At 58.7% G+C, this 25,063-nt stretch carries 22 protein-coding genes and 1 pseudogene; 12 read left to right on the top strand and 11 right to left on the bottom strand.

The genetic code is table 11. The features are described 5' to 3' along the window. Nucleotides 1-395: pseudogene (locus IQ254_RS09045) on the top strand (hypothetical protein); the annotation flags it as partial. A 40-nt stretch (nt 396-435) separates the two neighbouring features. On the opposite strand, the gene IQ254_RS09040 reads toward IQ254_RS09045, so the two are convergent. From IQ254_RS09040 to IQ254_RS09030, 3 genes are read right to left on the bottom strand one after another with little or no spacing between them, the layout of a single operon-like run. Then, entirely contained in the window at nt 436-2,262 is a 1,827-nt protein-coding gene (locus tag IQ254_RS09040; RefSeq protein ID WP_193965845.1) for a serine hydrolase, read from the bottom strand. 55 nt (nt 2,263-2,317) lie between these two features. Next, entirely contained in the window at nt 2,318-3,112 is a 795-nt protein-coding gene (locus tag IQ254_RS09035) for an RNA methyltransferase (protein ID WP_193965844.1), read from the bottom strand. 8 nt (nt 3,113-3,120) lie between these two features. Further along, nucleotides 3,121-3,834 (bottom strand): response regulator transcription factor, encoded by a 714-nt coding sequence (locus IQ254_RS09030; protein ID WP_193965843.1) that lies wholly within the window; start codon nt 3,832-3,834, stop codon nt 3,121-3,123. A 117-nt stretch (nt 3,835-3,951) separates the two neighbouring features. Here IQ254_RS09030 and IQ254_RS09025 point away from each other — a divergent pair, with 117 nt between their 5' ends. The 4 genes from IQ254_RS09025 (at nt 3,952) to IQ254_RS09010 (ending at nt 10,096) form a co-directional block, all read left to right on the top strand. Continuing rightward, complete coding sequence (locus tag IQ254_RS09025) at nt 3,952-5,925, top strand: hypothetical protein (protein WP_193965842.1); 1,974 nt, start codon at nt 3,952-3,954, stop codon at nt 5,923-5,925. 224 nt (nt 5,926-6,149) lie between these two features. Beyond that, nucleotides 6,150-7,247 (top strand): glycine cleavage system aminomethyltransferase GcvT, encoded by a 1,098-nt coding sequence (gene gcvT / locus IQ254_RS09020; RefSeq protein ID WP_193965841.1) that lies wholly within the window; start codon nt 6,150-6,152, stop codon nt 7,245-7,247. Nucleotides 7,248-7,464: 217 nt separating this feature from the next. Further along, nucleotides 7,465-7,857 carry a glycine cleavage system protein GcvH gene (gene gcvH, locus IQ254_RS09015; RefSeq protein WP_193965840.1) on the top strand — a complete coding sequence of 131 codons (393 nt, stop codon included), beginning with the start codon at nt 7,465-7,467 and terminating at the stop codon, nt 7,855-7,857. A gap of 196 nt (nt 7,858-8,053) precedes the next feature. Next, nucleotides 8,054-10,096 (top strand): chromosome segregation ATPase, encoded by a 2,043-nt coding sequence (locus IQ254_RS09010; protein WP_193965839.1) that lies wholly within the window; start codon nt 8,054-8,056, stop codon nt 10,094-10,096. On the opposite strand, the gene IQ254_RS09005 is transcribed toward IQ254_RS09010, so the two are convergent. After that, a complete protein-coding gene (locus IQ254_RS09005; RefSeq protein ID WP_193965838.1) occupies nt 10,089-10,310 on the bottom strand; it encodes a hypothetical protein in 222 nt (73 codons plus the stop codon). The two genes, IQ254_RS09010 and IQ254_RS09005, sit on opposite strands and share 8 nt — an antisense overlap. A 239-nt stretch (nt 10,311-10,549) precedes the next feature. Between IQ254_RS09005 and IQ254_RS09000 the strand changes: the two genes are divergently transcribed. Next, nucleotides 10,550-11,503, top strand: a complete 954-nt coding sequence (locus IQ254_RS09000; protein ID WP_193965837.1) for a GDP-L-fucose synthase — start codon at nt 10,550-10,552, stop codon at nt 11,501-11,503. On the opposite strand, the gene IQ254_RS08995 is transcribed toward IQ254_RS09000, so the two are convergent. Then, nucleotides 11,500-11,691 (bottom strand): hypothetical protein, encoded by a 192-nt coding sequence (locus tag IQ254_RS08995; RefSeq protein WP_193965836.1) that lies wholly within the window; start codon nt 11,689-11,691, stop codon nt 11,500-11,502. The two genes, IQ254_RS09000 and IQ254_RS08995, sit on opposite strands and share 4 nt — an antisense overlap. A 169-nt stretch (nt 11,692-11,860) precedes the next feature. Then, nucleotides 11,861-12,421, bottom strand: coding sequence for a Tfp pilus assembly protein FimT/FimU (locus tag IQ254_RS08990; RefSeq protein ID WP_193965835.1), 561 nt, complete (start codon nt 12,419-12,421; stop codon nt 11,861-11,863). A gap of 304 nt (nt 12,422-12,725) precedes the next feature. Here IQ254_RS08990 and IQ254_RS08985 point away from each other — a divergent pair, with 304 nt between their 5' ends. The 4 genes from IQ254_RS08985 (at nt 12,726) to IQ254_RS08970 (ending at nt 16,372) form a co-directional block, all read left to right on the top strand. Further along, entirely contained in the window at nt 12,726-13,835 is a 1,110-nt protein-coding gene (locus tag IQ254_RS08985) for an S-(hydroxymethyl)glutathione dehydrogenase/class III alcohol dehydrogenase (protein ID WP_193965834.1), read from the top strand. An 89-nt stretch (nt 13,836-13,924) separates the two neighbouring features. Further along, on the top strand, nt 13,925-14,779 hold the full coding sequence (gene fghA, locus IQ254_RS08980) for an S-formylglutathione hydrolase (RefSeq protein WP_278000310.1): 855 nt from the start codon (nt 13,925-13,927) through the stop codon (nt 14,777-14,779). A 56-nt stretch (nt 14,780-14,835) separates the two neighbouring features. After that, nucleotides 14,836-15,384 carry a DUF4168 domain-containing protein gene (locus tag IQ254_RS08975; protein ID WP_193965833.1) on the top strand — a complete coding sequence of 183 codons (549 nt, stop codon included), beginning with the start codon at nt 14,836-14,838 and terminating at the stop codon, nt 15,382-15,384. A 379-nt stretch (nt 15,385-15,763) separates the two neighbouring features. Then, nucleotides 15,764-16,372 (top strand): TetR/AcrR family transcriptional regulator, encoded by a 609-nt coding sequence (locus IQ254_RS08970; protein ID WP_193965832.1) that lies wholly within the window; start codon nt 15,764-15,766, stop codon nt 16,370-16,372. A 71-nt stretch (nt 16,373-16,443) separates the two neighbouring features. Here IQ254_RS08970 and fabI read toward each other — a convergent pair whose 3' ends face one another. Then, on the bottom strand, nt 16,444-17,220 hold the full coding sequence (gene fabI / locus IQ254_RS08965) for an enoyl-ACP reductase FabI (RefSeq protein WP_193965831.1): 777 nt from the start codon (nt 17,218-17,220) through the stop codon (nt 16,444-16,446). Nucleotides 17,221-17,325: 105 nt separating this feature from the next. Here fabI and hisA point away from each other — a divergent pair, with 105 nt between their 5' ends. After that, a complete protein-coding gene (hisA, locus tag IQ254_RS08960) occupies nt 17,326-18,099 on the top strand; it encodes a 1-(5-phosphoribosyl)-5-[(5-phosphoribosylamino)methylideneamino]imidazole-4-carboxamide isomerase (RefSeq protein ID WP_193965830.1) in 774 nt (257 codons plus the stop codon). Nucleotides 18,100-18,285: 186 nt separating this feature from the next. Here the strand turns inward: hisA and IQ254_RS08955 are convergent, their stop codons facing one another. The 4 genes from IQ254_RS08955 to IQ254_RS08940 all read right to left on the bottom strand — a co-directional run bounded on the left by IQ254_RS08955 (nt 18,286) and on the right by IQ254_RS08940 (nt 24,455). After that, on the bottom strand, nt 18,286-19,272 hold the full coding sequence (locus IQ254_RS08955) for a LysR family transcriptional regulator (protein WP_193965829.1): 987 nt from the start codon (nt 19,270-19,272) through the stop codon (nt 18,286-18,288). A gap of 206 nt (nt 19,273-19,478) precedes the next feature. Then, a complete protein-coding gene (locus tag IQ254_RS08950; RefSeq protein WP_193965828.1) occupies nt 19,479-20,996 on the bottom strand; it encodes an HlyD family efflux transporter periplasmic adaptor subunit in 1,518 nt (505 codons plus the stop codon). Between the two features lie 102 nt (nt 20,997-21,098). Then, nucleotides 21,099-24,080, bottom strand: a complete 2,982-nt coding sequence (locus tag IQ254_RS08945) for a type I secretion system permease/ATPase (RefSeq protein ID WP_193965827.1) — start codon at nt 24,078-24,080, stop codon at nt 21,099-21,101. A gap of 201 nt (nt 24,081-24,281) precedes the next feature. Further along, nucleotides 24,282-24,455, bottom strand: a complete 174-nt coding sequence (locus tag IQ254_RS08940) for a hypothetical protein (RefSeq protein WP_193965826.1) — start codon at nt 24,453-24,455, stop codon at nt 24,282-24,284. Between the two features lie 35 nt (nt 24,456-24,490). Here IQ254_RS08940 and IQ254_RS08935 point away from each other — a divergent pair, with 35 nt between their 5' ends. Beyond that, entirely contained in the window at nt 24,491-25,060 is a 570-nt protein-coding gene (locus tag IQ254_RS08935) for a hypothetical protein (RefSeq protein ID WP_228040396.1), read from the top strand. The last annotated feature ends 3 nt before the right edge of the window (nt 25,061-25,063 follow it).

Raw genomic sequence — 25,063 nt, 5'->3', positions numbered from 1 at the left:
AATTTGCGGAGTCGGGGGCCGAGGGCTGGGTGCGGGGCGATTTTGTAGATACCAGCGGCCAGGCCGCCGCCCTAGCCCCAGGCACCCAACCCGACATCTCTACTGGCCCCTGCGGCGAGAGCGATCGCCCCGAGGCCTACTTTGAGACTAAATCGTTTGTCATTCACCTGTGCCAGACCCCTAAGGGGCTGAGCTATATCGGCATCAATAAGTCCAACAACGATACCCTGACCACCGCTGACGTGAGCCAGCGCGAGGGCACCTATATCGCCATCAACGGCAACTACCAATACCACATCAACAATGAAACCCTGGCGGTTTACCAGATCAGCAGCGGCAGCTACAACCAGCTCAGCAACGAGCAGGTGATTCGCCACGAGCGGTTCTTAAATTGAGGTCAACTGAGTAACCGTGCTATCTGTTACCGACCATTGCCTACCCGGGTGGAATCTCATCCCGCGCTGGGGCGCGATCCGGCAGGTTCATGTCTACGGGCTCTACTGCATCGGGGTCTTCAACGTTATAGGGGCTGTCAGCTGAGTCGGTGGGGCTGGGCTGAGCCGCATTGGGGTTGCCCACGGGGGCTACCGGTTGAGCCATTTCAGTGTGGATAGTTTCGGTCATGCGGCGAATCAGTTCACTGGCCCGCCCGTCATTGCTGGGGCGCTGCACCAGCAGGGCCAAGACGTAGCGCTTACCGTTGGGGACATCGACGAGGGCAACGTCGCCCAGCAGAGAGCCAATGTCGCCGGTTTTGTGGGCCGTTAGCGAGCGATCGTTGATACCCGACGGAATCAGGCTGTCGTTTTCGGTGCGCTGCATGATGCTAAACAGGCGATCGCGCGATCGCGGCGTTAGCAGCCCCCCTTGGTCAACCAGGGCCAAAATCAGCGCCAGATCCTTGGCACTGGTGGTATTGGTACCCTCTAAGTCGGGCAGCGGGTTGCGCAACACGGTGTGCTCTAATCCCCAGGTGGCAAAGGTCTGATTGAGGGCCTCAACCCCGCCCAGGGCACCAATCATCAGATTGGTAGCGGTGTTGTCGCTGGAGACTATCATGCGGGTCGCTATCTCCAGGGCGGTGTATTCGGTACCTACGGCTTCGGTGCCAAGGGTACCTGAACCGCCAGCGATGGCATCCTCCCGGAGGGCAATGGCCTGGTTAAGGGTGACGTTGCCCGCATCAACCTGCTGCAAAAAGGCCACCAAAATCGGCATTTTAATGGTGCTAGCTGCGGCCACTGGCTCGGCCCCACCCAGGTCAACATACTGGCCTGAGTCGAGATCTACCGCAAACGCAGTGGAGGTCAAGCCAGGAGTGAGGGTAGCGAGTTGCTCTAGCTCGCCCACCAGGCGGCTGCTTTCACTGGTGAGTCGCAGATCGGTCACAGTATCGGCCGCAGTACCCTGCACCAGCGCCCCTCCCGCAGGGGCAGCAGCGGTTTGGGGCGTTGGTGTCTCGCCATCGCGAGTAGAGGCTACATTGCTAGGGCTCAGAACCGACAGCAGGGTGCCGGCGATCGCCGCTACCCCCACCCCGAAAATCACCAGCCGAATTAAGTAGAGCAACGGTAGCGGCGGGTTAGCGATGCGTCGTTGGGCGGTGGATAGCCGCGATCGCCGTGGCGGGGTCGTTTCTTCAAGTCCCGGGAGCGGGGCGGAGGGAGCGACCGGAGAAGACGAGGAGGGCCTTTGGGGGCGACGAGGCTGGCGACGTAGTGGAGTCACATTGGGCGACCCGCCGGCATGGGGCTGACCCGCCGCCGCCCCAGCCGAGACGTTGAGAGCATTGGCGGGCATGCTGTGGGGGTGCATTTGGAGGGGTGCTGGCCCAGAGGCCCTTAGTCCAGGAGCTCTGGGCCCAGGAGCCGCTAGTCGCAGGGGAGGCGTACTGGTGGTGCCGATGGAGTCAGGATGCGTGGCCTCGGGGCGAGACGAAGTGGGTACTGGGCCACGCTTAAAGGTAGGCAAGGCAGCGTTGCGGGCCGCTGGTCGAGGTGCTGGTTCAGGCTCCGGGGCCGGGGTGCCAAAGTCGGAGGTGAGCTGCTGAAACTGTCGCCATTGGTTGCGACGGCGAGACTCAGGCGATGGTCGCTGGCCACCTTCGCTCCGCCAGGTGTCTACTTCAGTCTCGCCAGGCAGATGTAGACCCGTTTGTCCGCCGCTGCCCTGGGGAGCAGGGGCAGATTCCCGCCAGGATAAACTGTCCTCAGATCGACCCGTCGCCGAAAAAGGATTGTGAGAATCGTCGTACTGTGCCATGTGCTTTGCTCATGCCCTATGTGACGCTGCCAGCCAGCCCCAGACTCCCGATTAGCTAGTCTTGATGGAGGCTCTCTACCGCCCAGTTGATCTGCCGCAGAATGCCCCTAAGCATAGCCAACTCCTGGCTATCTGGTTCGGCACGATGCAACAATTGCCGCAATTTTGCCATGCGACTGGGGGCGGTATGGGGGTAAAGATAACCGATCTTGAGCAAAAGGACTTCCAAATCCCCATAAAACATCTCTATTTGATCTAGAGGGGCGCTGTGGGCTAGCTCCCGCTTGGAGTGGGTGGCAGCCAGCGGCGTTGCCAAGGCTGCCCCCACTTCGGCCCCTGCTTCAGCCAGGGCAAAGCGGTGGAGTAGGTAGCCACATACGGCTACGGCCTGGGCCAGATTGAGCGAGGGATAATCATCGGTGGCCGGAATCCGGATCCAGCGCTGGGTATAAACTAGCTCATCGTTACTCAGCCCGCGATCTTCGGGGCCAAATACCAGCGCAGCGGCAAATGTGTGCTCGGGGGTGGGCGGCAGCAGCCAGGGCAGGGCCACTTCTGGTCGGTCTAGGGGCTGGGCTTGGGGGTGTAGGCGGCCAGTGGTGGCGATCGCGCGTTCACACCCGGCTAGGGCCTCGGGTAGCGTGGGGGCAATGGTGGCGGCGGCCAACACATCACCGCCATGTACCGCCATGCGTTGGGCCTCGGCAGAGGCCAGATCACACTGAGGGTTAACCAGCACCAACTGACGCAGCCCCATATTTTTCATGACTCGGGCGGTGGCCCCCACGTTTAGGGGGCCAGCCGGTTCAACCAGAACAATGCGAATTTGGTCGAGTTGCCAGAGGGGCATGGAGATTGTTACACCGACTCATCTTCAAACCGATACCCTACCCCGGTCACGGTTTTAACAAAGGTGGGCTGCGACGAATCGGGTTCAACTTTTTTGCGCAGGCGGGCAATGTGGGTATCGACGACCCGCTCATCGCCAAAGAAATCTTCTCCCCAGAGCTTTTCGATCAGGTGATGGCGGCTCCAGACGCGGCCTGGGTAGCTCATAAAGGTGGCCAGCAGGTCAAATTCTAGGGGGGTGAGATCGAGCAGTTCGGCCTCATTGCCAGTTGCCTGCCGATGGGCGATGCGCTGGTCGAGATCAACGGTGAAATGAGCCGTGCGGTAGGTCTGGGTAGAGGCTTCTTGGCTGTGGCGCAGGCTGCGGCGCAGCAGCGCGCGCACGCGAGCGACCAGCTCGCGGGGGCTGAAGGGCTTCACCAGATAGTCATCGGCCCCGGTAGACAGGCCAATAATGCGATCAATTTCTTCCCCTCGAGCCGTGAGCATCAGAATATAGGGATCCTTAGCCCCCGGCCCCTGGCGAATGCGGGTGCACACCTCTAGCCCATCGAGCTGAGGCAGCATCACATCGAGAATGATCAGATCGGGTTGGAGCGTCTGCTGGTAGCGCAGCGCCGTTTCACCGTCTTCGCAGGTCTCGCAGGTAAAGCCCTCTTTCTCCAGGTAAAGCCGGATTAAACGGGCTATTTCGGCCTCATCTTCCACAATTAGGATCAGCACTGCAAAAGATTGTCCCAGAACATCAACCTTGCACTAGCATACTCACTAACAGAGTTTATGCTTGTGTCGTTCAAGCTTTGGAGCGTGACTGCTTGGGGCGATATCCATGGTTACCCTATGACCTCACTACTACCGCCAACGCACACGGGGCTTGAGCCCCTTCACCAGGCTTTTACCCATTACCTCGGTGCCCATCCCCTCCATCCTGGCCTCACGACCCTAGACTGTTCAGAGCGGCTGGGGAGGCTGCTGCTGTTAGGCCAGCATTCTGATCCAGAGGTGGATGACCCCAAGGGGCTGCTGCAAGAGCTGGAGGCCGCTTTTCGCCATGTGGTGGTGATGGCGGGGCTACCCGAGGCCGACTGGGCCATGGCCCAGTCAATTTCTGTACGGATTTACCTCAAGCTCAAGGCGGCGGCCCAGCCCTACGCCATGCACACCTTTACCTGGCAGCCTGAGGATGCCGCCCGAGTCCTGTTTGCCCCAGAACTCGATGACGCCGCTACCGTGACCGAGCTAGACCAGCCCGACTCACTAGACCAGGCCGACCCCAAAAGCCCAGAGTCCGATGCTCAGCCCGGGGTTGTAGATGAATCTGGGCTCCCAGAGGATGACCTGGGCTATGGCCCAGAAAACCTCTCGGCAGAAACCCCCTCGGCTGAAGCATCTAGCCCGGTGACGCCGTTTAGCGATGCCGCCCTGGCCCGCCCCGATGCAGTGGTGCAACCCCCTGACGGCCCTGGCTGGATCAGTCGTGGGCAAGCCTGGGTAGGGACTGGGCTGCGATCGCTGCGTGATTACTGGAGCTATGGCGTAGCGGGGCTGATTTTGGTGGGCAGTGGGGCTTTTGCCTATGCCCTCTCGCGACCCTGTGTGTTGGGGAGCTGCGATCGCATCGATCAGGCTACCGAGTTTTACGATGGGGCTCAGGGCACCCTGGCAGGTCTCCCCACTGGCGACGACCTAGCGATGGCTCAGACCGATCTGCAAGCAGCGATTGACCTGCTAGAGCCCGTGCCCGTCTGGTCGTCTCACTATGATGCGGTTCAAGTCGATCTACAGCGATACCGGGGCAGCATCGCCTCCCTCGATGCCGTCATTCAGGCTCAGACGCTAGCGCGCGAAGCCGCCAACCTGAGCCAAAACCCGCCCCACCCAGTGGAGCGCTGGGTTAACATACACCTGCTGTGGCAGCAGGCCATGGGCCGCCTAGAGACGGTCTCCGCCGACAGCACTGCCTTCGACTACAGTCAACAAAAGCTGCGAGAGTACCGCGCCAACTACAGCGCCATTGGCCGCCGGATTGTCGCCGAAGAGGAGGCCGAGGCCAATTTTAATACCGCTCTGCAAACTGGCACCCTGGCTCAGCAGCGCATGGAAACCGCCAACTCCCTAGCTGGCTGGCAACTGGCCAGCAAAGAATGGCAGGCCGCCATCAATGGACTATCGCTCATTCCCCAGGGCACTATGGTCTACAGCGAAGCCCAGGCCCAGATTCAAGACTACCGGCAGCAACTCAGCCGGGTAACCAACCGAGCGACCCTAGAAGAAGCCGGCGCCCACAACTACCATCAGGCCGTGCAGGCGGCTCGGGCCGCCGCCGCCTACGAAGCCAAAAATCAGTGGACTCTAGCGGCGACCCAGTGGCGGCAGGCGGTAGCCAGTGCTCAACAAATTCCCGCAGACACTATCCTGACGGAGGAAGGGGCCGTGTTGCTCGAAACCTACCAACCTGCCCTCAACAATGCCGAAAACCGCCTGCGCTCTGCTGTGGCTCTGCAAGTCTTAACCACCTCCCTGGCCCAGATTTGTCAATCCTCAGCGACCCCCTGCACCGTGCGCGAAGACCCCAGTCAAATCCAGGTGATTCTCTCCAGCCAGCTGGCTGAACCCCTGCGTCAGTCGATTACGCCCCCAGCGGCTGACGGCACCTTTGCGTTTACCAACCAGCTCAGCCCCAACGTTAAACAACTGATCGAGCAAATTATCACCACCAGTCACCAGGTTGACCGTCAGGTCGCCATCTACGATGCCCAGGGTAGTTTTGTAGCTCGCTATCGACCAGACTTGGGTGGTTTTATCAAAAATTAAAGGCCATTAGAGACATCTGACTGTCAGCTGGCCAGCACACCATAGCGGCAGTAATGTGCTGGTTAAGCCTCTGGTGCCTCACCCTCTCTGCCTAGACGGCTGCACAAGGGCAATCAGGCTAGCGCTAGTCTGCTGGGAACTCAAGGCGACCAGCCTAATTTGGTTTTTCCTATGGATAAACTATCTCAGTACACTCTGATGTTGTAATTCTAAAACTCCCACCTATGGCTTCGTTACAAACCCCGCTATATTCTGCTTGCCTAGACCAATCTGCCCGCATGACTGAGTTTGCCGGCTGGTCTATGCCGGTGCAGTTTGGCGGCATCAAGCAGGAACATCAGGCGGTGCGCGAGCGGGCGGGGCTATTTGATATTTCACACATGGGCAAGTTCACGCTCACCGGGCCGGGGGTGATAGCGGCACTACAGCGGTTGGTGCCCTCTAACCTGGAGCGACTAGCGCCGGGCTTGGCGCAGTATACGGTGCTGCTAAACCCCCAGGGCGGCATCATTGACGATCTGATTGTGTACCTTAAATCGCCGCTGGGGGCAGCGGTTGAGACGGTGGCGTTGATTGTCAACGCCGCCACCACTGACAAAGACAAAATCTGGCTGGTGGAGCATCTGGCAGGCAGTGGTATAGATCTGGTGGATGAATCGCGCGATCGCGCTCTGATCTCCCTTCAGGGGCCTGCCGCCGCCGCCCTACTCCAGCCTCACGTAGCCCTTGATTTGAGCACCCTGGGCCGCTTTGCCCACCAAGATACCCAGGTGCTCGGTCAGCCCGGTTGGCTCGCCCGCACCGGCTATACCGGCGAAGACGGGTTTGAAATTATGGTGGCCCCGGCTATGGCCGAGGGGCTGTGGCAGGCCCTGACGGCTGCTGGGGCGGTTCCCTGTGGTTTGGGGGCGCGCGATACCCTGCGTCTAGAGGCCGCTATGGCGCTCTACGGCCAAGATATTGACGACACTACCAGCCCCTTGGAGGCCGGGCTAGGGTGGCTGGTACACCTGCCAGAAAAAGGCGATTTTATCGGTCGTGCGGTGCTAGAAGCCCAAAAAGCCGACGGCATGCAGCGGCGATTGGTGGGGCTGACGATGGCGGGCCGTCATATTGCCCGCCACGGTTACCCGGTGCTGTATCAAGGAGACGCAGTGGGCACCGTCACCAGCGGAACCCTGGCCCCGACGCTCAATCTTCCCATTGCCCTGGCCTACGTGCCGCCAGCGGCGGCCAAAATAGGCCAGACTCTAGAGGTTGAGGTGCGTGGGGAACCGCGCCCGGCCACCGTAGTCAAACGCCCCTTCTATCGAGCCAGCTAAGCCTTGGGGCTGATCGAGGAGGCCTTGCCTGTTCCCCTAGGGCCCTTTCATTTCCTGGTGCTGCCGTCTAATTTGTCCACTTCTTTAGACATTTCCTGGTCTTACCTGACTTTCTCTGCACCAAATCGGTTGACTCGTGGCACACTGGCACTGGATTCTACCGGCGGTGTCGACTAGACCGTACTATCATTCTCTCTGGCCGATGTGAGGTTATGCCATGGCATTTGAATATCCCGAAACTCTGAAGTATCTCGACAGTCACGAATATGCCCGTACCGACGAAGACGAGGGCATTGTCACCATTGGCATTACCGCCTTTGCCATCGATCAGCTCGGCGATATTGTTTTCCTGGAGCTGCCTGAGATCGGTGACAGCCTCGAAAAGAGTGAAAAGTTTGGCACGGTTGAGTCGGTCAAGGCCGTGGAAGAACTCAAGTCGCCGGTTACCGGTGAAGTGCTAGAGCGCAACGAGGCCCTGATTGAAGCGCCCGAGCAGATTGGCGATGACCCCTACGGTGACGGTTGGCTGATTAAAGTTAAGGCCACCGATCTAGACGAGCTTGACGACGCTCTGACGGCCGACGAGTATAAAGATCAGGTGGGTGAGTAGGTGATCGCAGTTGTGTTGTCGGCGCTAGATCTCTTGCGTCTCCCCAGGACATCGCTATACTAATGCTGACTTCGAAGGGCTCAGCTGTAATGGTATCCCCTTGAGCGGTCACCGCCTATCCCAATCGTGTCAGTCTTGGGCATGGCGGGGTTAGAAGGGGCATCAACCTCTTAGCCACCAGTCTTAGGAAGTAGGCATGGCTCCAGATCGGAACACCTCTGAGCGACCGTTTCCTCCTGCCCCCAGGGCTGGGAATTTTTCTGGGACACCGCTTCCCAGGCCAGTGCCGCAGGCCTCCAACCCCAATCTCTCTAGGCAGCTGGGGGGAGTTCCAACCTCGGCCCTAGACGAGAACTCCTCTGACCCAGCGATCGCCCCCCGCTACGACCCCCTGGCCGACCTGCGGGGCCAGGATAGCCCGCTTGAGGGCACTGCCGCCGATCGCCCCCGTCGTGGGGCCATCATTCAGCGGCTGGCGCAACATTGGCCGATCTGGTCATTGGCCATCCTGGCGGCGGTGACCGGAGTGGGGGCGATATCGGCCATCAGTCTCTTTCGCATTCCCAACCTGCCCAACTGTCGGGCTATTTTTTGGCCCACGGCGGCGGCGACCACTCGGGTTCAGTGCGCCGAGGCCTATGCCGATCAGGACACCCTAGAGGGCTATCTCGAAGCGATCGCCCTGCTCGACTCCCTACCCCCTGACCATCCGCTGCGGGGTGACATTGATCTGCGAATTGAGGAGTGGTCAGAGCGCATTCTTGACCTGGCCGAAACCACCTTTCAGGCGGGTGATATCACCGAGGCGATCGCCATTGTCCGCCGCATTCCAGACCATACCGCTGCTGCCGAGGCAGTGAGCGATCGCGTCAATGAGTGGAACCAGATTTGGCAAGAGGCCGAAACCATCTATGCAGCGGCGACGGCTGACCTGACGGCGCTGGCTTTTCAGGATGCCTTTGCCAAAGCGATTCAGCTGCTCTCCGTGGGCAACACCCACTGGGAGACCGTTAAGTATGACGAATTGACCGCCAGCATTACCGCCGCCCGCGAAGACCTAAACCAGCTGGGGCGAGCCAAGGAGCTGGCCCGCAAGCGCACCCTGACCGCGATGGAAGAGGCCATCGCTCTGGCCCGGGGCATTGACAGTCAGAGCCCGGTTTATGGCGAAGCCCAGAAAGTCATCCAGGAGTTTGGCCGCGATCTACTGGCCATGGCCGAAACAGAATTAGATCGGCGCGATGTCGTGGCTGCGAGGCAGATGCTAGATGCGATTCCGGCGTCCCTGTCCATGGGCAATGAGATTGCCGACATGCGCACGCTGATCGATGCCAGTCAGCTCTCTTGGCAGGGGGGTGTTACCGGGCTAGAGGGCGGCGTCGTGCGGCTCCAGAGCATTGGGGCCGATCGTCCTCTCTATGGCAAGGCCCAGGCGCTGATGCGGCGCTGGCAGGCCGAGATCCAGGGGCGATCGCAGCTGGAATGGGCGCGCCAGGTGGCCCTGCCGGGTAGTATTCCCGATCTCCAGGCGGCGATTATTGAAGCTCAGCAGATCTCCCGGTCTAACCCCGCCTGGGAAGACACCGCAGCCCAGATTGGCCGTTGGCAGGACACCATCGAAACCACCGAAGACCGCCCCCTGCTCAATCAGGCCCAGCAGCAGGCCCAGGTGGGCGATCTAGCGGGGGCGATCGCCACGGCCCGGCAGATCGCGTCGGGCAGGGCCCTCTACGATGAAGCCCAGCAAGATATCAAACAGTGGCGCGACAGCCTGCAGCGGGCTGAAGACGGCCCGGTGTTGGCTCAGGCTCGTCAACTCGCCGCCCAGGGTCGCCTGGGTGAGGCGGTGGCCGTGGCCTCGCGCATTGGGTCAGGGCGCGCCCTATCCGGTGAGGCCCAGACCAGTATTCAGGGCTGGCGCAGTCAACTCCAGGGTCAGCAGCAGCTCCAGGCCGCCTACCAGACGGCCCAAGTCGGCACCGTGAGTGCCCTGGCTGAAGCCGTGCGCTTGGCCCAGCAAGTGCCCGAGAGCAGTGCCCAGCGGGCCGAGGCGACCCAGGCTCTGACCCGCTGGAGCTGGGATATTCTGCGCTTAGCTGAAACCGAATCTGCGGTCAACCTCAACCGCGCCATTGAGATCGCCGAGGCGGTACCGGCTCAAACCGAGGCCTATGCCCAGGCCCAGCTCAATCTGCGAGAATGGCGGTCTAGGATGCCTTCCTCGGGTGCCTTCAACTAGCCCTAGGGTACTGGCCCAAAGCCGCCGCCGCCGGGGGTCGTGATTTGAATGCGATCGCCCAGTTCCATATAGCGCATCGGTCACCGCTAGCGGCCCACTGTGGCGGTAGCAGGTCGGCCTCGGATAGGCCCCGCTGACTCTGGCCCTCTTCTTCAGCATCGAGAGACCGTAAGACCTCGCCCTGGGCGCTCATCCGCTCATTGACTTCCAGCACCTGCTCCTAGTACCCAAAGGCTGAAGAAGGTGCCGCCGCGATCGATCCAAAACTGCCAACGCGGGTTGAGCAAAGGCGATGGGGTCATGGTGCAGAAGAATGAGAAACTTGAGTCGGGCTCAAGCCCTATTGTGAACTACCGCTAAACCCCATGGCCGAATGGTTGTCATGGGGCTGTTGTGAATGCCAGACTCAATAGCATTGGCGCTTTAATCCTTGCTATCTAAACCCTAATTTTTATGGATACTCAATCTAAGATCTACGTAGCAGGCTCGCGGGGCCTGGTCGGCAGCGCTCTGGTCAGAACGCTCAAAGCCCAGGGCTATGAAAATTTGCTATTGCGCTCTAGCGCAGATCTAGACCTGCGGAATCAGGCGGCAGTCGAGCACTTTTTCGCCACCGAAAAGCCTGACTACGTCTTTCTCTCGGCGGCTAAAGTAGGGGGCATCCAGGCCAACAACACCTATCGGGCCGAGTTTCTTTACGACAACTTGATGATTGAGGCCAATATTATCCACAGTGCCTATCGTCACGGGGTCAAGAAGCTGCTGTTCTTGGGGTCATCGTGTATTTACCCCAAGCTCTGCCCCCAGCCCATGAAAGAAGAGTATCTGCTAACGGGCTTGTTAGAGTCCACCAACGAGCCCTACGCGATCGCTAAAATTGCCGGCCTCAAGCTCTGCGAAAACTACTGCCGTCAATACGGGGTCAACTTCATCTCAGCGATGCCCACCAACCTGTATGGCCTCAACGACAACTTTGACCTGGCCAACTCCCATGTGCTGCCCGCGCTGATGCGCAAGTTTCATGAGGCCAAGGTTAACGGCGACCCCACTGTCACCGTGTGGGGCACCGGCACCCCCCTACGGGAGTTTTTGTACGTCGATGACCTCGCCGACGCCCTGGTGTTTTTAATGAACACCTACTCTGATGTGGAGTTTGTCAACATCGGCACTGGCCAAGAAGTATCGATCAAAGAACTCGCCCTGACGATGAAAGCCGTCGTGGGCTACGAGGGCGAACTGGTGTTTGATCCGACAAAGCCCGATGGCACGCCTCGCAAGCTGTTGGATGTCTCACGGCTGAACGCGGCGGGGTGGCAGGCTCAAACTGACCTCAAGTCGGGCATTGAGCAAACCTATGGCTGGTTTTTGCAGAGCTACGACCACCTCCGGGGGCGAGAAGCCGCCTAGGCGGGGGTACACTTACCGCTGCGAATTAGGCCCACGCGACGGGCAATGGCCTCCTCTTGAGACGCATAGGGGCCCCAGATGGGGCGTTTATCTTGCAGCTGCTCTCGGCTGACGTTTTCAGCAGAGAGCACGGCGCAGGTGCCGGGCTCCTCCTGTACGATATACCAGCCTTCATTTCGCTCTGCCATGGCTACGCTCCTCAACCGCTTGCGGTGCTAACCATTAAACTCCGTTTTGCCGCAAGTTAGTGGCCTAGCCTCTATATTGGCAGGCGAGGTTCTCAATTTAATCTCAGCAACCTATCAGGGCGAAGCCTCCTGCGCCCTAACAAATGAGGTGAGCAAACAGGCTTGGGGGTTAGTAACAAAAGCGATTGCCGCTGTTGGCCGTGGTATGGCCTTTGCCTTTGCGGAGGGCACCGATCATAGTCGAAACCACTACACAACGGTGGGTCGTTTTTCCTCCTGCCATGGCCACGGTGACGGTGCCCAGCCGGGCTTTGACGTTACCGTGCATATCAAACCTAACGTAATAAATGCCGCCGGATGCCAGCAGGGTGTTGTCGATATCGGCCAAGACAACTCCATCGACTAGGGGTTGCCAGGTTGTCACCTGACTCGCCAGAGTGGTTTCAGGATGGCTAGCCCACTCGATGTAGCCATCGCGTTCTCGCAGGCTAAAGCGGCGCTCTTGGTGCTGCTGCATCGCCTCGGCTTGGGTCGCGCGCATGGCCAGATACACCCTGTCTTGGGTGGCGTTGATTTTGCGCTGCTGCCAAAATCCTAAGAAAGAGGGGGCTGCGATCGCCGCCAGCAGGCCGATGATAACAACTACAATCAAACCTTCAATCAGCGTAAACCCTGCCGATGGGGTCTGCCCGTCAGTCGGCCTGGTTAGCCGTTGGGAATATGGGGTCATGGTAAAAATGCAGAGCCAGATAACCCTAATTTGCCCAGGAATGTGGCCCTGTGAACCCATGACACTAATGCTTTCAGCCAATGGGCGCAGGGGCTTGACGATGGCGCAACCGCAGGCAAATTCTGCCGAGTAAGCATCGTGCCATGGCCTAAATGCAGCAAAGTCGGTAAGCTGACAGAGATGTTGCGATCGCCCCATCAAGGTGGGCCGTTTCTGCTGCCGTTAGCGACCTAGCCCAGCAGGCGCTGCTAACCGCAACTCAGCCAAATTTGCCGACCTTAGCTGCCTCAAGGAGACATCATTCGTGGATGTAAATGCTGCCGTTGCCCTGGATCCAGGCCAACCCCTCGCGGTTGAGACCGTTCAGCTAGAAGGCCCCCGCGAGGGCGAGGTGTTAGTCGAGATCAAAGCCACCGGTATCTGCCACACCGATGCCTATACCCTCTCTGGCAAAGATCCCGAAGGGCTGTTCCCGGCGGTGCTGGGCCACGAAGGCGCTGGGGTAGTGGCCGAGATCGGCCCTGGGGTGACCAGCCTCCAGCCCGGCGATCACGTGATTCCGCTGTATGTGCCCGAGTGCCGCCAGTGCGAATATTGTCTGAGTTTCAAGACCAATCTGTGTCAGGCCATTCGCCTCACCCAGGGGCGCGGCCTGATGCCCGACGGTAGCAGCCGCTTTTCTCTCCGTGGTGAACCGCTGTTTCACTACATGGGCACCTCCACCTTCTCTAACTACACCGTGGTGCCCGAGATCGCCCTGGCTAAAATTCGCCCCGATGCCCCCTTTGAGAAGGTCTGCTACATCGGCTGCGGCGTCACCACTGGCCTGGGCGCGGTGATCAACACCGCCAAGGTTGAGCCAGGGGCCAATGTCGTCATCTTCGGCCTCGGGGGCATTGGCCTCAACGTGATTCAGGGCTGCCGCCTGGTGGGGGCGAACAAAATCATCGGCGTTGATATCAATCCCAGCAAGCAAGCGCTGGCCGAAAAGTTTGGCATGACCCACTTCGTCAACCCCCAGGAGGTTGAGGGTGACCTGGTGCCCTACCTGGTAGACCTGACCGGCGGGGGGGCCGACTACAGCTTTGAATGCGTGGGCAATGTCAATCTGATGCGCCAAGCCCTCGAATGCTGCCACAAGGGTTGGGGGGTAAGCGTCATCGTCGGGGTGGCCGCCGCTGGGCAAGAAATTAGCACGCGACCCTTTCAGTTGGTGACGGGGCGACAGTGGAAGGGAACCGCCTTTGGCGGGGCCAGGGGTCGCACCGATGTGCCTAAAATTGTCGATTGGTATATGGATGGCAAGATCAACATTGACGATCTGATCACCCACGTTATGCCCCTAGCGCAGATCAACACCGCTTTTGACCTCATGCATAGCGGTGAGAGCATTCGCAGTGTGGTGACCTTTTAAGCTCCCTATATTCCCAGGTCTGGGAATAGGGAGGCAGCCTAGGCGCTGCGATCGCCCAGCCTTGATTTAGCCCTACTGGCCCTCATGCGATGACTTCTCTGACTCTGCACAAACAGCACGCCTGCTGTGGTGGCACAGTAAGGTATTACAGCCATCCGTCGCAGACCTGCCACTGCGATATGCGGTTGGCGGTGTTTGTACCGCCCCAGGCCGAGGCCGGCCCGGTGCCGGTGCTGTTTTATCTCTCGGGGCTAACCTGCACCGAAGACAATTTTACCAGCAAGGCCGGGGCTCAGCGCTATGCCGCTGACCACGGGCTGATGCTGGTCGCCCCTGACACCAGCCCCCGGGGAGATCAGGTGCCCGACGATGCCGCCGCCTGGGACTTTGGCACCGGGGCCGGGTTCTATGTCGATGCCACAGCATCCCCCTGGAGCAGTCACTACCATATGTATAGCTACGTGGTAGACGAGCTGCCCACACTGATCGCCCAGGAGTTTGCGGTGCACCGCGATCGCATGGGTATCTTTGGCCACTCCATGGGAGGGCACGGGGCCCTGGTCTGCGGGTTGCGCAATCCAGATCGGTTTAAGTCCATTTCAGCCTTTGCGCCCATTGCCGCCCCATCCCAATGCCCCTGGGGGCAAAAGGCCTTCTCGGGCTACTTGGGCACGAATACCGACAGCTGGCAAGCCTACGACGCCACCGAGTTGGTACAGGCTTATCCCCAACCCGATCGGCTAATTTTGATTGACCAGGGTACCGCCGACCCCTTCTTAGACCAACACCAGCTATTGCCCGAGGTCTTTGCCGCCGCCTGTGAAAAAGTCGGGCAGCCTGTAAATCTACGCATGCAGCCGGGGTACGATCACAGTTACTTTTTTATGGCCTCCTTTATGGCCGACCACCTGCGCCACCATGCCGATGTGTTAACAAAGGGCTAGGCTGGGAGCGCTGGCCGAGCTACCGTAGCTACCGACTGTGAAATTAGGAGATTCTGATGGTGAGATATTGTGTTGCCGCTCTACTGATGGTTTTGGTCTGGTTGACTCCCGGTGTAGCCTGGGCTAACCCCGCACCAGTGCTGGCTCAAACCCCTACCGCTGACTCGGCCCAGGCAACGTTTACTGACGATGACATCAGCACCTTTGCCAAGGCCTACCAGGAGGTGCAAATGCTGCGTATGCAGGCCGAACAAGAGATGGCGAAGGCCATCGAAGCTGAAGGGCTGACCATCGAGCGGTTTAATGCGATCGCCGAAACCCAGATCGATAACAGCGCCGAAGGCCCCAAAGATATAGCTAAGATAGCCGCTCGGGCCAAAATCTCCAAAAAAGAGACCAAGCAGTTTGATGCCTCCGTCGAGCGGATTATCGCCATCCGCCAGAGCACCGAAGGCGACATGGAAAAGGCCATTGACGCGGTCGGACTGTCGGTGGATACCTTCAACAACATTTTGGATCAGTCGGCTGACGACACCGACTTACAGCGCAAAATCAGCGACGAGATTGTGAAGCAGACTAATGCCAATGCCGAGGCTGACTCCTAACGGCCCATCGATAACTGAGGAAGTTTTCGGGCCAGAAAATACCCCTAGCTAGGGGTACAGCGCCTACGCCCTGAGATAAATCCCAAATATTGGGTATTTTTGTGGCAAAAAAATTCCTTACTTGACTGCCTTATACCAAATCCGAACCGCATATCCCCGATTCCATAAAGGCCAACCTGTAGGGGCGTTGGCGTAGCCATGCTCGCAGCATATGGCATTCGCCCTGGAGGAATCGGGGGTAACCAAACAGGATTTAGTATGTAGGAGTAGTTATCTCAGTTTTTATGAGGTTATGTAAACCCGGCCCCGGCCTCTAGGGCAATGAAGGCACAATGGGCCACAAGAGTCGATTTGTGCCTATCTTTTTGGGATTTTTGCGATGGTGCCATTTTTCAAGACTGCTCCAGCAGCAGCCGATACAGAAACGAAAATCCTAAAAGCGGCCCTAAAACTGTTTGCCCAACGGGGCTACGGCGGTACAACCACCCGCGACCTGGCCCAGGCGGCGGGAGTTGCCGAGGGCACGTTGTTTCGCCATTTTGAGAATAAGAAAGCCATCTTGGTAGCGGTGGCCAGCCAGGGCTGGGTCGAGATTCTCACCGATCTGCTGACCGAGTTGAGCGAGATGGCCAGCTATAAGGCCATTGGTCAGGTGATGCAGCGGCGGATGCTCAACCTGCAAAAAAACTCGGCCCTGATGCGGGTCTGCTTTATGGAGGCCCAGTTTCACCCTGAGCTGCGGGAGCAGATTCAAACCGAAGTGATCGGCAAAATGATCGATGTTGCCGAGGCTTTCTTCCAAACGGCAATGGATCGGGGGGTCTATCGCCCGATGAATGCGCGCATGGTAGCGCGCGTGTTTTTGGGCATGTTTACCGTGGCGGGCTTTAGCCAAGACACCCTCGGTGACGAAGCCGCCTCACCCCAATCGATGAAAGACTTGGCCGAGTGCCTCACCGACATTTTTTTGAATGGGGTGCTGGCTTAAGCCTTGAGGCTGATAGCTCTGCCGATTGCCATTCCGTTGCTGCGCTAGCGGGATGGTAATCGGCGGATAATCTACATGCCCATGATGCAGTAGCCCGAGTCAACGTAGATGATTTGGCCAGTAATGCCCGTCGAGAGGTCGCTGCACAAGAAAGCAGCGGTGTTGCCGACTTCGGTTTGGGTGACGGTGCGGCGCAGGGGAGCGGTATCTTCGACGTGGTGAATCATGTCGAGAATGCCGCCGACCGCCGAGGAGGCCAGGGTGCGAATGGGGCCAGCGGAAATGCCGTTGACGCGAATGTTGTTGGGGCCAAGCTCTGAGGCCAGATAGCGCACATTCATTTCGAGGGCGGCCTTGGCAATGCCCATGACGTTGTAGTTGGGAATCACCTGTACCCCCCCTAAGTAGGTCAGGGTGACAATGCTGCCGCCGTCGGTCATCAAGGGTTTGGCACCCCGAGCCAGGGTCACCAAGGAGTAGGCGCTGACATCCAGCGCCAGCTGAAACCCGTCTTTAGAGGTGGCACTGAAATCGCCCGTCAGATCGTCTCGCTTAGCAAAGGCCAGGCAGTGGATGAGAATATCGAGCTTGCCCCACTGGTCTTGAATGGTGCTGAACACATCCTGAACCTGGGCCTCATCTTGCACGTTGCAGGGTAAAAATAGACTGGGGTTGAGGGGGGCTACGAGGTCTTTGACCTTGCTCTCCATCTTGCCTTTTTCGTCGGGCAGATAGGTGATGCCCAGGTTGGCTCCGGCCTGGTGTAGCTGCTGGGCAATGCCCCAGGCGATCGATCGGTTGTTGGCAATGCCCGTTACCAGGGCGGTTTTCCCAGTCAGATCTAGCATGGCTCTCGGTAGTGATGCGCATTTAGGAGTCTACGGGAATTTGTGACCGGTGAATAGGGGATAGCCCGATAGAATGGATAGGCTCAGACATGCAGGGTTCTACCCATGGAAGTCATCCCCGCTATTGATTTGATTGAGGGTCGTTGTGTACGGCTGTATCAGGGCGACTACGCCCAGACTGAGGTGTTTAACGACAACCCGGTGGCGGTGGCGCGTCAGTGGGTCGATCAGGGGGCGACTCGGTTACACCTGGTGGATCTCGATGGGGCCAAGTCGGGTAAACCCGAGAATTGGCAAGCCATTGAGGCGATCGTGCGGGCGGTGGAGGTGCCGGTGGAGGTGGGGGGCGGGCTGCGCGATCGCGCCCGGGTAACCGACCTTTTTGCCCTGGGCGTGCGCTACGCCATTCTCGGCACCGCAGCGGTGGATAACCCCGATCTGGTCAGCGACCTCAGTGGTGAATTTCCGGGACAGATCCTAGTTGGCATTGATGCCCGCGATGGCAAAGTGGCTACTCGGGGCTGGCTCGAGACCTCGGCAGTCGATGCGATCGCCCTGGCTCAACAGATGGCCCAGCGGGGAGCAGCGGCGGTGATCTATACCGATATCCAGCGCGATGGCACCTTGCAGGGACCCAACATACCGGCGATGCGAGCCATGGCTGAGGCCGTGCCGATACCGGTCATTGCCTCAGGCGGGGTCGGGGCTCTGCGCGACTTGCTCAGCCTGCTAGCGCTGGAAGCACGGGGCGTAACCGGCGTGATCGTCGGCCGTGCCCTTTACACTGGCGATGTCAGCCTCAAGGAAGCAATCCGGGCTGTCGGCAACGGTCGCTGGCAGGATGTTCCCCCCACTATGGGTGACTCTGCATTTGCCTGAGCACAAAAGCAGGCTAGTCACGGCATATCTTCGCGTTCTATTTGCCTTCTAGGCATTGGCGTTCCAGCCTGGATCAGCTAGCCCGATAAGGTTCTAAGTTGGTAATGATTTCGCCTACTTGCATGGTGAGAGCCTGAAGCTACCCTCAACCCCAATTGCCCGCCGATCGAGGGCATCTATCACCATCTAGACCTGGGTGAGTGCTGCTTTGCCTTTTGGTTTGGGCGTCGGGGCGATTGTAGCCGAAGCGCGATTAATGCCCGGCAGCAAACTCTCCACTAAAGAGTGGCTTTCTTCAAGCAGATAATTTAAGAAGGTCTGAGCCACCACCGATAGTTGCTTGCCCGCCAGGCTAGCCACATACCAGCGGCGATCGATGGGGAAGTGATCGACATCGAGAATGGCAAACTCGCCGCTGGTGCCTTCAGAGATGATGGTGTGCAGCGACAGCACCGAGATGCCCAGACCGCCAGCGATCGCCTGCTTGATCGCCTCGTTGCTGCCCAGTTCTAGCCGCACCTTGACATCTACATCGTGCTCGGCAAACAGCTTTTGCACCGCGTGGCGAGTGCCAGACCCAGGCTCGCGCATAATAAACTGCTCGCCATTGAGGGCCTGAATCGGCGATCGAGGCTTGCCCACCAGCGGGTGATCTTGGGGGGCCAGTACCACCAGCGGGTTTTCGAGAAACGGATAGATCTTCAGGTCGGGCTGTTCAGGCGGGGTGCTAATGATGTAAAGGTCATCGTCGTTGCTGGCCATGCGCTCTTGAATCTGCTGGTGGTTGGTGACCTTCAGCGAAATATCAATGCCGGGAAAGCGTTGACAAAATGGCCCTAGCAGCCGAGGTACAAAGTACTTAGCGGTGGTGATGACAGCCAAACGCAGCTGGCCCTGTTTTAGCCCTTTGAGGTCAGATACAGCCATCTCAAACTGGTCGAGGCCGTCAAAAATTTCCTGACAGGTCTCGAGCAGCTTTTGCCCGGCTTGGGTCAGGTAGAGGCGCTTACCGATCTGTTCAAACAGGGGTAACCCTACCGACTTGGTGAGTTGTTTGACCTGAATTGATACAGTGGGTTGAGTGAGGTAGAGTTCTTCGGCGGCGCGGGTAAAACTGCCGTGGCGGGCGGTTGCTTCAAACACCTTGAGTTGGTGTAGCGTGGCATGAATCAACGGGTAACCTCCCTTTTTTCCAATGGAACTCAGCACAATTATAGATTAGATTCTATTAAATCGGCGTGAATTGCCACGCTTTTCTATGGATCTCCTGGTCTGATACCAAACGTCCATGCCGCTGGCGCGGCACCCCAACGATGAAAATCTATTTTTAGAGCAAATCCGAATTCAATCACCCCCTATTCAAAACCGGTATGGTGTTTCTAGCCGCCCGTTTTGAGGGTGTCAATTTTGCGAGTAAACAGATCAGAGAAAATGCTGATGACGCGGCGGGGTCGAGTTTTGATATTGGCACTGAGTGACATGCCTGACTGGAGCTGCACCGGCTGCCCTTCGATGGCGATCGCCTGGTCATCGAGGGTGATCTCAGCTGGAAACCGATAGTTGGGGTCGATCTGGTCGGGGGGCAGCGCATCGGAGCCAATCTGGGTGAGGATGCCTTTGACATCGCCAAACTCACTGTAGGGAAACGAGTCAATACGCACATCCACAGCCATGCCTTCGCGCACAAAGCCAATATCGCGATTGGTGATAAACACCCGCGCTACGAGCGCATCGGTGGGCACAATCTCCAAAATCGGCTCGGTGGAGTTGGCTACATAGCCTGCTTGGTTAGCCTTCAGGTTAAACACCGTGCCACCTACCGGAGCACGTAGCTCTTGGTACGACAGAGTTTGCTGGAGTTGCGCAATCTGGCTGTCTAGCTCCTCTAGACGTTTGTCGTTTTCGAGCATGGTTTTGGTGAGCTGGCTATCGATAGTCGCAATCTGGTTGTCATTGGTGGCAATGCGCTGCTGTAGCTCATCCTGGGAGGCAATGGAGGTATTGCGAAACTGCTCTTGGGCCTGGGCAATTTGGAGGTCGAGCCGCTGTTCTTCTTCGATCAGACGGTTGACCTCGGTCTGGCGATTGTTGACCTCCTGCTCCTGCTGGAGGTACTGAATTTCGCCAATGCCCCCGGCTTCAAACAGTGGTTTAATGCGATTCAGAATATCTCGATTGACCCGCAGGGCATCGCGGGCATTGGTCAGCTGGGCCTGAGTTTGAGTTAGCTGGCGGCGCAGTTGATCGACCTCTAGATTAGCGATGCTGAGCCGTGAGTCGAGTTCGGCGGTAGCGGCCCGCAGGCGATCGCGCTGGGCCGCAGGCAGGCTAGAGCCGGTTGTATCCCCCGCTAACTGTGCTCGATAGAGGGCGTTTTCGGCCACCAGAGCCGCCCGATTACTGGTCAACTGAATTAACCCAGGGTCAATATCCACAGGGGCGGCGATCTCGGTTTGATCGGCCAGCTGCGCTTGGTAATAGGCGTTTTCTTGCTGTAGTTTGGTGCGAATAGCCTGCTGAGAGTTGAGCTGAGCCTGGGTGGTTTCGGGATCAAACCGCAGCAGCGGGTCACCAGCCTCCACAGTTTGTCCCTCGACCACCAACACCTGCTCTACCACACCGCCTACGGGAGCCTGCACCGGCTGCACCATACCCTTGGGCTCTAGCTTGCCCTGGGCCGGTATCGCCTCCTCAAACTTGGCCAGGCAGGCCCAGCCGATGGTGAACGTAGTCACCCCCAATAACGTCCACACTACCGCCCGTGACCATCGGGGCGACTGGCGCAAAATTACCGGCTTGTCGAACTGAGCCTGCTGGCGCGAGGGCTGGTTAGCCAGCACCGCATCGCCATTTTGCTCAGAGCTGGAATGGGGGGATGTGCCGTTGATGGGAACCATGGGATGAGTCGGTGAGGGGATGAGGATAGTGAGGGAGATGAGGAAAACGGTAGGCTGGGTTAGGCCGTAGAAGGAACCGAATACATTGCATAAATTGCCTCCCTAAACGCCGCTGAGTTGTTGCTGGTAAAGGGTGAAATAGCGCCCCTGAAGTTCCATCAGCTCGGCGTGGGTACCCAACTCTACGGCCGAACCCTGTTCCATCACCAAGATCTGGTCGGCCTGCTGAATGGTGTTGAGCCGGTGGGTAATGAAGAATACTGTGCGACCCTCGGCCCAGGCTTTGAGATTCATCGATACCTGGTGCTCGGTGTCGTAGTCGAGGGCGCTGGTAGCCTCGTCCAGAATCAACAGACGCGGATTTTGCAGAATCGTGCGGGCGATCGCAATCCGTTGCCGCTGCCCTCCCGAGAGGGTCGAGCCGCGCTCGCCCACGCGGGTGTTGTAGCCCAGGGGCAAATCCATAATAAAGTCGTGGCAGCAGGCGGTTTTAGCGGCCTCGATAATGACGCTGGCCTCGGCGTCGGGGTTAGTGAGCGAAATATTCTCCTGAATCGTGCCCTCAAACAACAGACTATCCTGGGGCACGATGCCGATCTGCCGCCGCAGGGAATGCAGATCGACCTTACTAATGTCGTAGTGATCGATCAAAATGCGGCCCGACTCCAGCTCGTAGAGACGCGGCAGCATCTTCATCAGGGTGCTCTTGCCCGAACCACTCTGGCCGACCACGCCGATAAAAATGCCGGCCGGGAATTCTAGGTTGACGTTGGCCAGTTGCAGCGGCCCCGAGGGGGCGAAGCGAAAGGCGACATTCTCGAAGGTGACCTGTCCGGTAATCTCCGGCATGGGGATCTGGTTGGCCTCATCGGCATCGGTCTCCTGGGGGTGGTCGATGATGTCTGACAGCCGCTCCAGCGACAGCGCCGTTTCCTGAAAGTTTTGCCATAGCTGGGCCAGGCGCAAAATTGGCGCGGTCACGTAGCCTGAAATAATCCGAAAGGCAATTAACTGGCCCAGGGTGAGCTGCCCTTGCAGCACCAGGTAGGCCCCCACCCAAAGCACCAGCAGGGCCGAGAGTTTATTCAAAAAGTTGCTGGCCGAGTTGGCGGTGGTGGAAGTCAGCACGGTGTTAAACCCGGCGCTGACGTACTGGGCGTAGCGCTCCTGCCACTGCCAGCGGGTGCGCAGTTCGATATTCTGCGCCTTTACGGTTTGAATGCCCGACAGCGACTCGACCAGCAGCGACTGGGTAGAGGCATTGCGTTCGGCCTTGATCCGCAGCTGCTTGCGCACAATTGGGGCGGCCAGCATGGTCACCAACACAAACAGCGGAATCGTAGCCAGGGCCACCAGGGTCAGTAGCCAGCTGTAGATGAACATCACTACGATGTACACCACCGAAAACACCGCGTCGAGTACTACCGTTAGTGCCGTGCCGGTGAGAAACTGGCGAATGTTCTCCAGCTCATTGATGCGGCTGGAGAGTTCGCCCACGGGGCGTTTGTCGAAGTAGCGCAGGGGCAGGCGAAACAGGTGGTCAATAATCTCTGACCCCAGGGCCATGTCGATGCGGTTGGTGGTATCGACAAACAGGTAGGTGCGCAAACTGGTGAGCACGGCCTCAAAAATGGCCACGATCACCAAAAAAATGCCCAGCACTTGCAGCGTATCGACGCTGTTTTGCACAATCACCCGGTCAATGATGATCTGCACCATCAGCGGGTTGGCCAGACCAAACAGCTGCACAAAAAATGAGGCAATGAAGACTTCAATCAGTACCCAGCGATACTTTTGAATCGAGGGCCAAAACCATTGCAGGCCAAACTTCTGCTGAGGGGTTTCGCGAGTGGGCTCCAACAAAAGAACTTCACCGCTGTCGCCCCAGGCCTCGGCAAAGCTCTCGGGGGTACGGCGAATCAGGCCTACCTCAGGATCGCCTAAAATATAGGTACTTTCACTGGTTTCGTAGGCCACCGCAAAGCTTTCTTGCCAGCGAATCAGGCAGGGCATATTAAGGCGACTAAAGGCTCCCACGGGCACGCGCACGAGCTGGGTCTTGAGGCCCATCATTTCGCTCACCGAGCCGCAGATGGGCAGCGATAGCTGGCCCATGCGCTCATGCTGGTTGGCCAAGATGCGGCGAATCACATCCCTGCGAAAGGGCATAGAAAAGTGCTGGCTGAGCATGTCGAAGCAGGCCAGTGCCCCATCCACCTCACCGCGCCCCCGGGCAAAGGGATAGCTGGGCATGGGAGCCCGCTTTGAATTGGCGGACTCTGGTGGGCGTGGGGCTAGGTTGGCCTCGGTAGCGTAGGGAATGTTATTGACATCCAGTACCTCGACCGGACGCGCCACCGCCTCAGGTTCTGAAACTGGCTCGGGCAGAGCTTCGGCCAGCACCGCTGGGGTCATGCCCAGTACCCGCGCCCCCTGGGGGCTGAGCACCTCGACGGGCCGGTCGAGCGCCAGCGTTGAGCCAATGGGGACATTAAGCACAGTGCCACCACTGAGCACCCAGGTGAGATCGGGGTTCAAGTGTTCGAGGGGGCTAGGGCCGCTGGGCAGCGTGACGATCGCCGATTCGTCACAGACTGTTTGGGCCTTGGCCTTGAGATCGCCAAAGTCGAGGGCGTGGGCCTTGACGTGTTCGGCCACCAGGTCAAAGGCTTCGATCGCATAGACGCGATCGCGCACCGCCCGCCCAAACTCGGGATACTCATTGAGTAAATTCAAAAATGTGTACGACGGCAGCGTCAGGGCCAGGACTTCAACCGAGGCAATCACGGTTTCGCAGGGCACCCCCCGGATCAGGCTAATGACCCCCAGCATTGCGCCCCGGCCAAACCGCCCCAGCGTCACGGGCTGCTGGGTGCGGGGGTCGTAGCCCAGCAGCCGAGCCTGACCCTCTAAAATCACCACCACCTGCTGGGTCAGGATTTCTCGCCGCAGCAGCGGCTGACCCACCCGATACCGCAGGGGCTGAGCCGTTTGCAGCAGCAGCTGCCGGGCTGAGTCGGGGAGCTGGTCAAAGGGCTCTAGGCTTTGAAAGGTTTGCTGAAGCGAAAGCGATGTTTGGGTCATGGGCCAGACTGAAAAACGCACGGCGGATAGCTGACAAGCTGCTGAGAAAAATGCAGCAGCAGCCTTAATTACCCGGTCTAGTAGATACGTTTGGCGGCGGTCTATGGATGCATAAGAGATGCATCGAGATCGACACACAACGTAATTTTAGGTTTAGTACCATTAGCTACCTACCCCATGCTAGGCCGTCGGGCGTCACCGCTAAGATAACCCCAGGTTAACGTTGTCAGCAGGTTCTATAATCTCATCTCCATAAATGTCTCCATTAGATAACGTCTCCATAAATCGGCACCGCCCCAGCTTAGCCGTACCTTGTGCCACTTTTGCCCCCGCCGCCTGCCATAGCCCTTCGTCATCCAGCGCTGGTAGCGTCATAGATAGGTAATTCTTAGATCAACTTGACTGCCGCTATGCCTCCGTTGACTCCTCAGCTTGCGATACCCCGCTGGTTTCAGGCTAGTACTCTGGCCCTGGGCCTGAGCCTGATCGCCGGGTGCGACAACTACCCCGCCACGGGCAATACCGTTACCACTGGCACCTACGAAGCGACCGCCACCGTTACCCAAACCTGGCGGGCGGAGTATGCCCGCAGCTTTGACCGCCGCCAGACCATCCACATGGAAACCTTTGACTCAAACTCGCTGGTCAACCGCAATGGCATTCGCCCTGAAGGTGCCGCCACCGGCCCCGACGACAACGGGCTCTACTGGCCCCCGTTGCCCCCTCGCCCTACCGCCGACGAGCTAGAGGCCCGCAAGCGCGAACCCATTGAGCAGCGCACCGACCCCGCCCTACTCAGAGATGTCGAGTACGCCATCACTTTCGACTATGACGGCCAGCGCCGCACGTTGCCCACCACCCGCACTGTCTACCGCGAAGCTTCCCAGGCCTTTGCCGATCAGCAGGCCCTGGAGGTCACCTTTGGCCCCGGCGAGCAAAGCATTGGGGCAGCGCGGCGGATTGCTAATTTTGATCGATAGGAT

The organism is Nodosilinea sp. LEGE 07088 (assembly GCF_015207395.1).
GTDB lineage: Bacteria > Cyanobacteriota > Cyanobacteriia > Phormidesmidales > Phormidesmidaceae > Nodosilinea.
Note: the sequence above shows the minus strand (reverse complement) of the source record. Positions and strands in the feature narration are given on the sequence as shown.

Coding starts and splice junctions, on each gene's coding strand:
- IQ254_RS09040 (WP_193965845.1), bottom strand. CDS start 2,262: ATGGCACAGTACGACGATTCTCACAATCCTTTTTCGGCGACGGGTCGA.
- IQ254_RS09035 (WP_193965844.1), bottom strand. CDS start 3,112: ATGCCCCTCTGGCAACTCGACCAAATTCGCATTGTTCTGGTTGAACCG.
- IQ254_RS09025 (WP_193965842.1), top strand. CDS start 3,952: ATGACCTCACTACTACCGCCAACGCACACGGGGCTTGAGCCCCTTCAC.
- gcvT (WP_193965841.1), top strand. CDS start 6,150: ATGGCTTCGTTACAAACCCCGCTATATTCTGCTTGCCTAGACCAATCT.
- gcvH (WP_193965840.1), top strand. CDS start 7,465: ATGGCATTTGAATATCCCGAAACTCTGAAGTATCTCGACAGTCACGAA.
- IQ254_RS09010 (WP_193965839.1), top strand. CDS start 8,054: ATGGCTCCAGATCGGAACACCTCTGAGCGACCGTTTCCTCCTGCCCCC.
- IQ254_RS09000 (WP_193965837.1), top strand. CDS start 10,550: ATGGATACTCAATCTAAGATCTACGTAGCAGGCTCGCGGGGCCTGGTC.
- IQ254_RS08995 (WP_193965836.1), bottom strand. CDS start 11,691: ATGGCAGAGCGAAATGAAGGCTGGTATATCGTACAGGAGGAGCCCGGC.
- IQ254_RS08990 (WP_193965835.1), bottom strand. CDS start 12,421: ATGACCCCATATTCCCAACGGCTAACCAGGCCGACTGACGGGCAGACC.
- fghA (WP_278000310.1), top strand. CDS start 13,925: ATGACTTCTCTGACTCTGCACAAACAGCACGCCTGCTGTGGTGGCACA.
- IQ254_RS08975 (WP_193965833.1), top strand. CDS start 14,836: ATGGTGAGATATTGTGTTGCCGCTCTACTGATGGTTTTGGTCTGGTTG.
- IQ254_RS08970 (WP_193965832.1), top strand. CDS start 15,764: ATGGTGCCATTTTTCAAGACTGCTCCAGCAGCAGCCGATACAGAAACG.
- fabI (WP_193965831.1), bottom strand. CDS start 17,220: ATGCTAGATCTGACTGGGAAAACCGCCCTGGTAACGGGCATTGCCAAC.
- hisA (WP_193965830.1), top strand. CDS start 17,326: ATGGAAGTCATCCCCGCTATTGATTTGATTGAGGGTCGTTGTGTACGG.
- IQ254_RS08950 (WP_193965828.1), bottom strand. CDS start 20,996: ATGGTTCCCATCAACGGCACATCCCCCCATTCCAGCTCTGAGCAAAAT.
- IQ254_RS08945 (WP_193965827.1), bottom strand. CDS start 24,080: ATGACCCAAACATCGCTTTCGCTTCAGCAAACCTTTCAAAGCCTAGAG.
- IQ254_RS08940 (WP_193965826.1), bottom strand. CDS start 24,455: ATGACGCTACCAGCGCTGGATGACGAAGGGCTATGGCAGGCGGCGGGG.
- IQ254_RS08935 (WP_228040396.1), top strand. CDS start 24,491: ATGCCTCCGTTGACTCCTCAGCTTGCGATACCCCGCTGGTTTCAGGCT.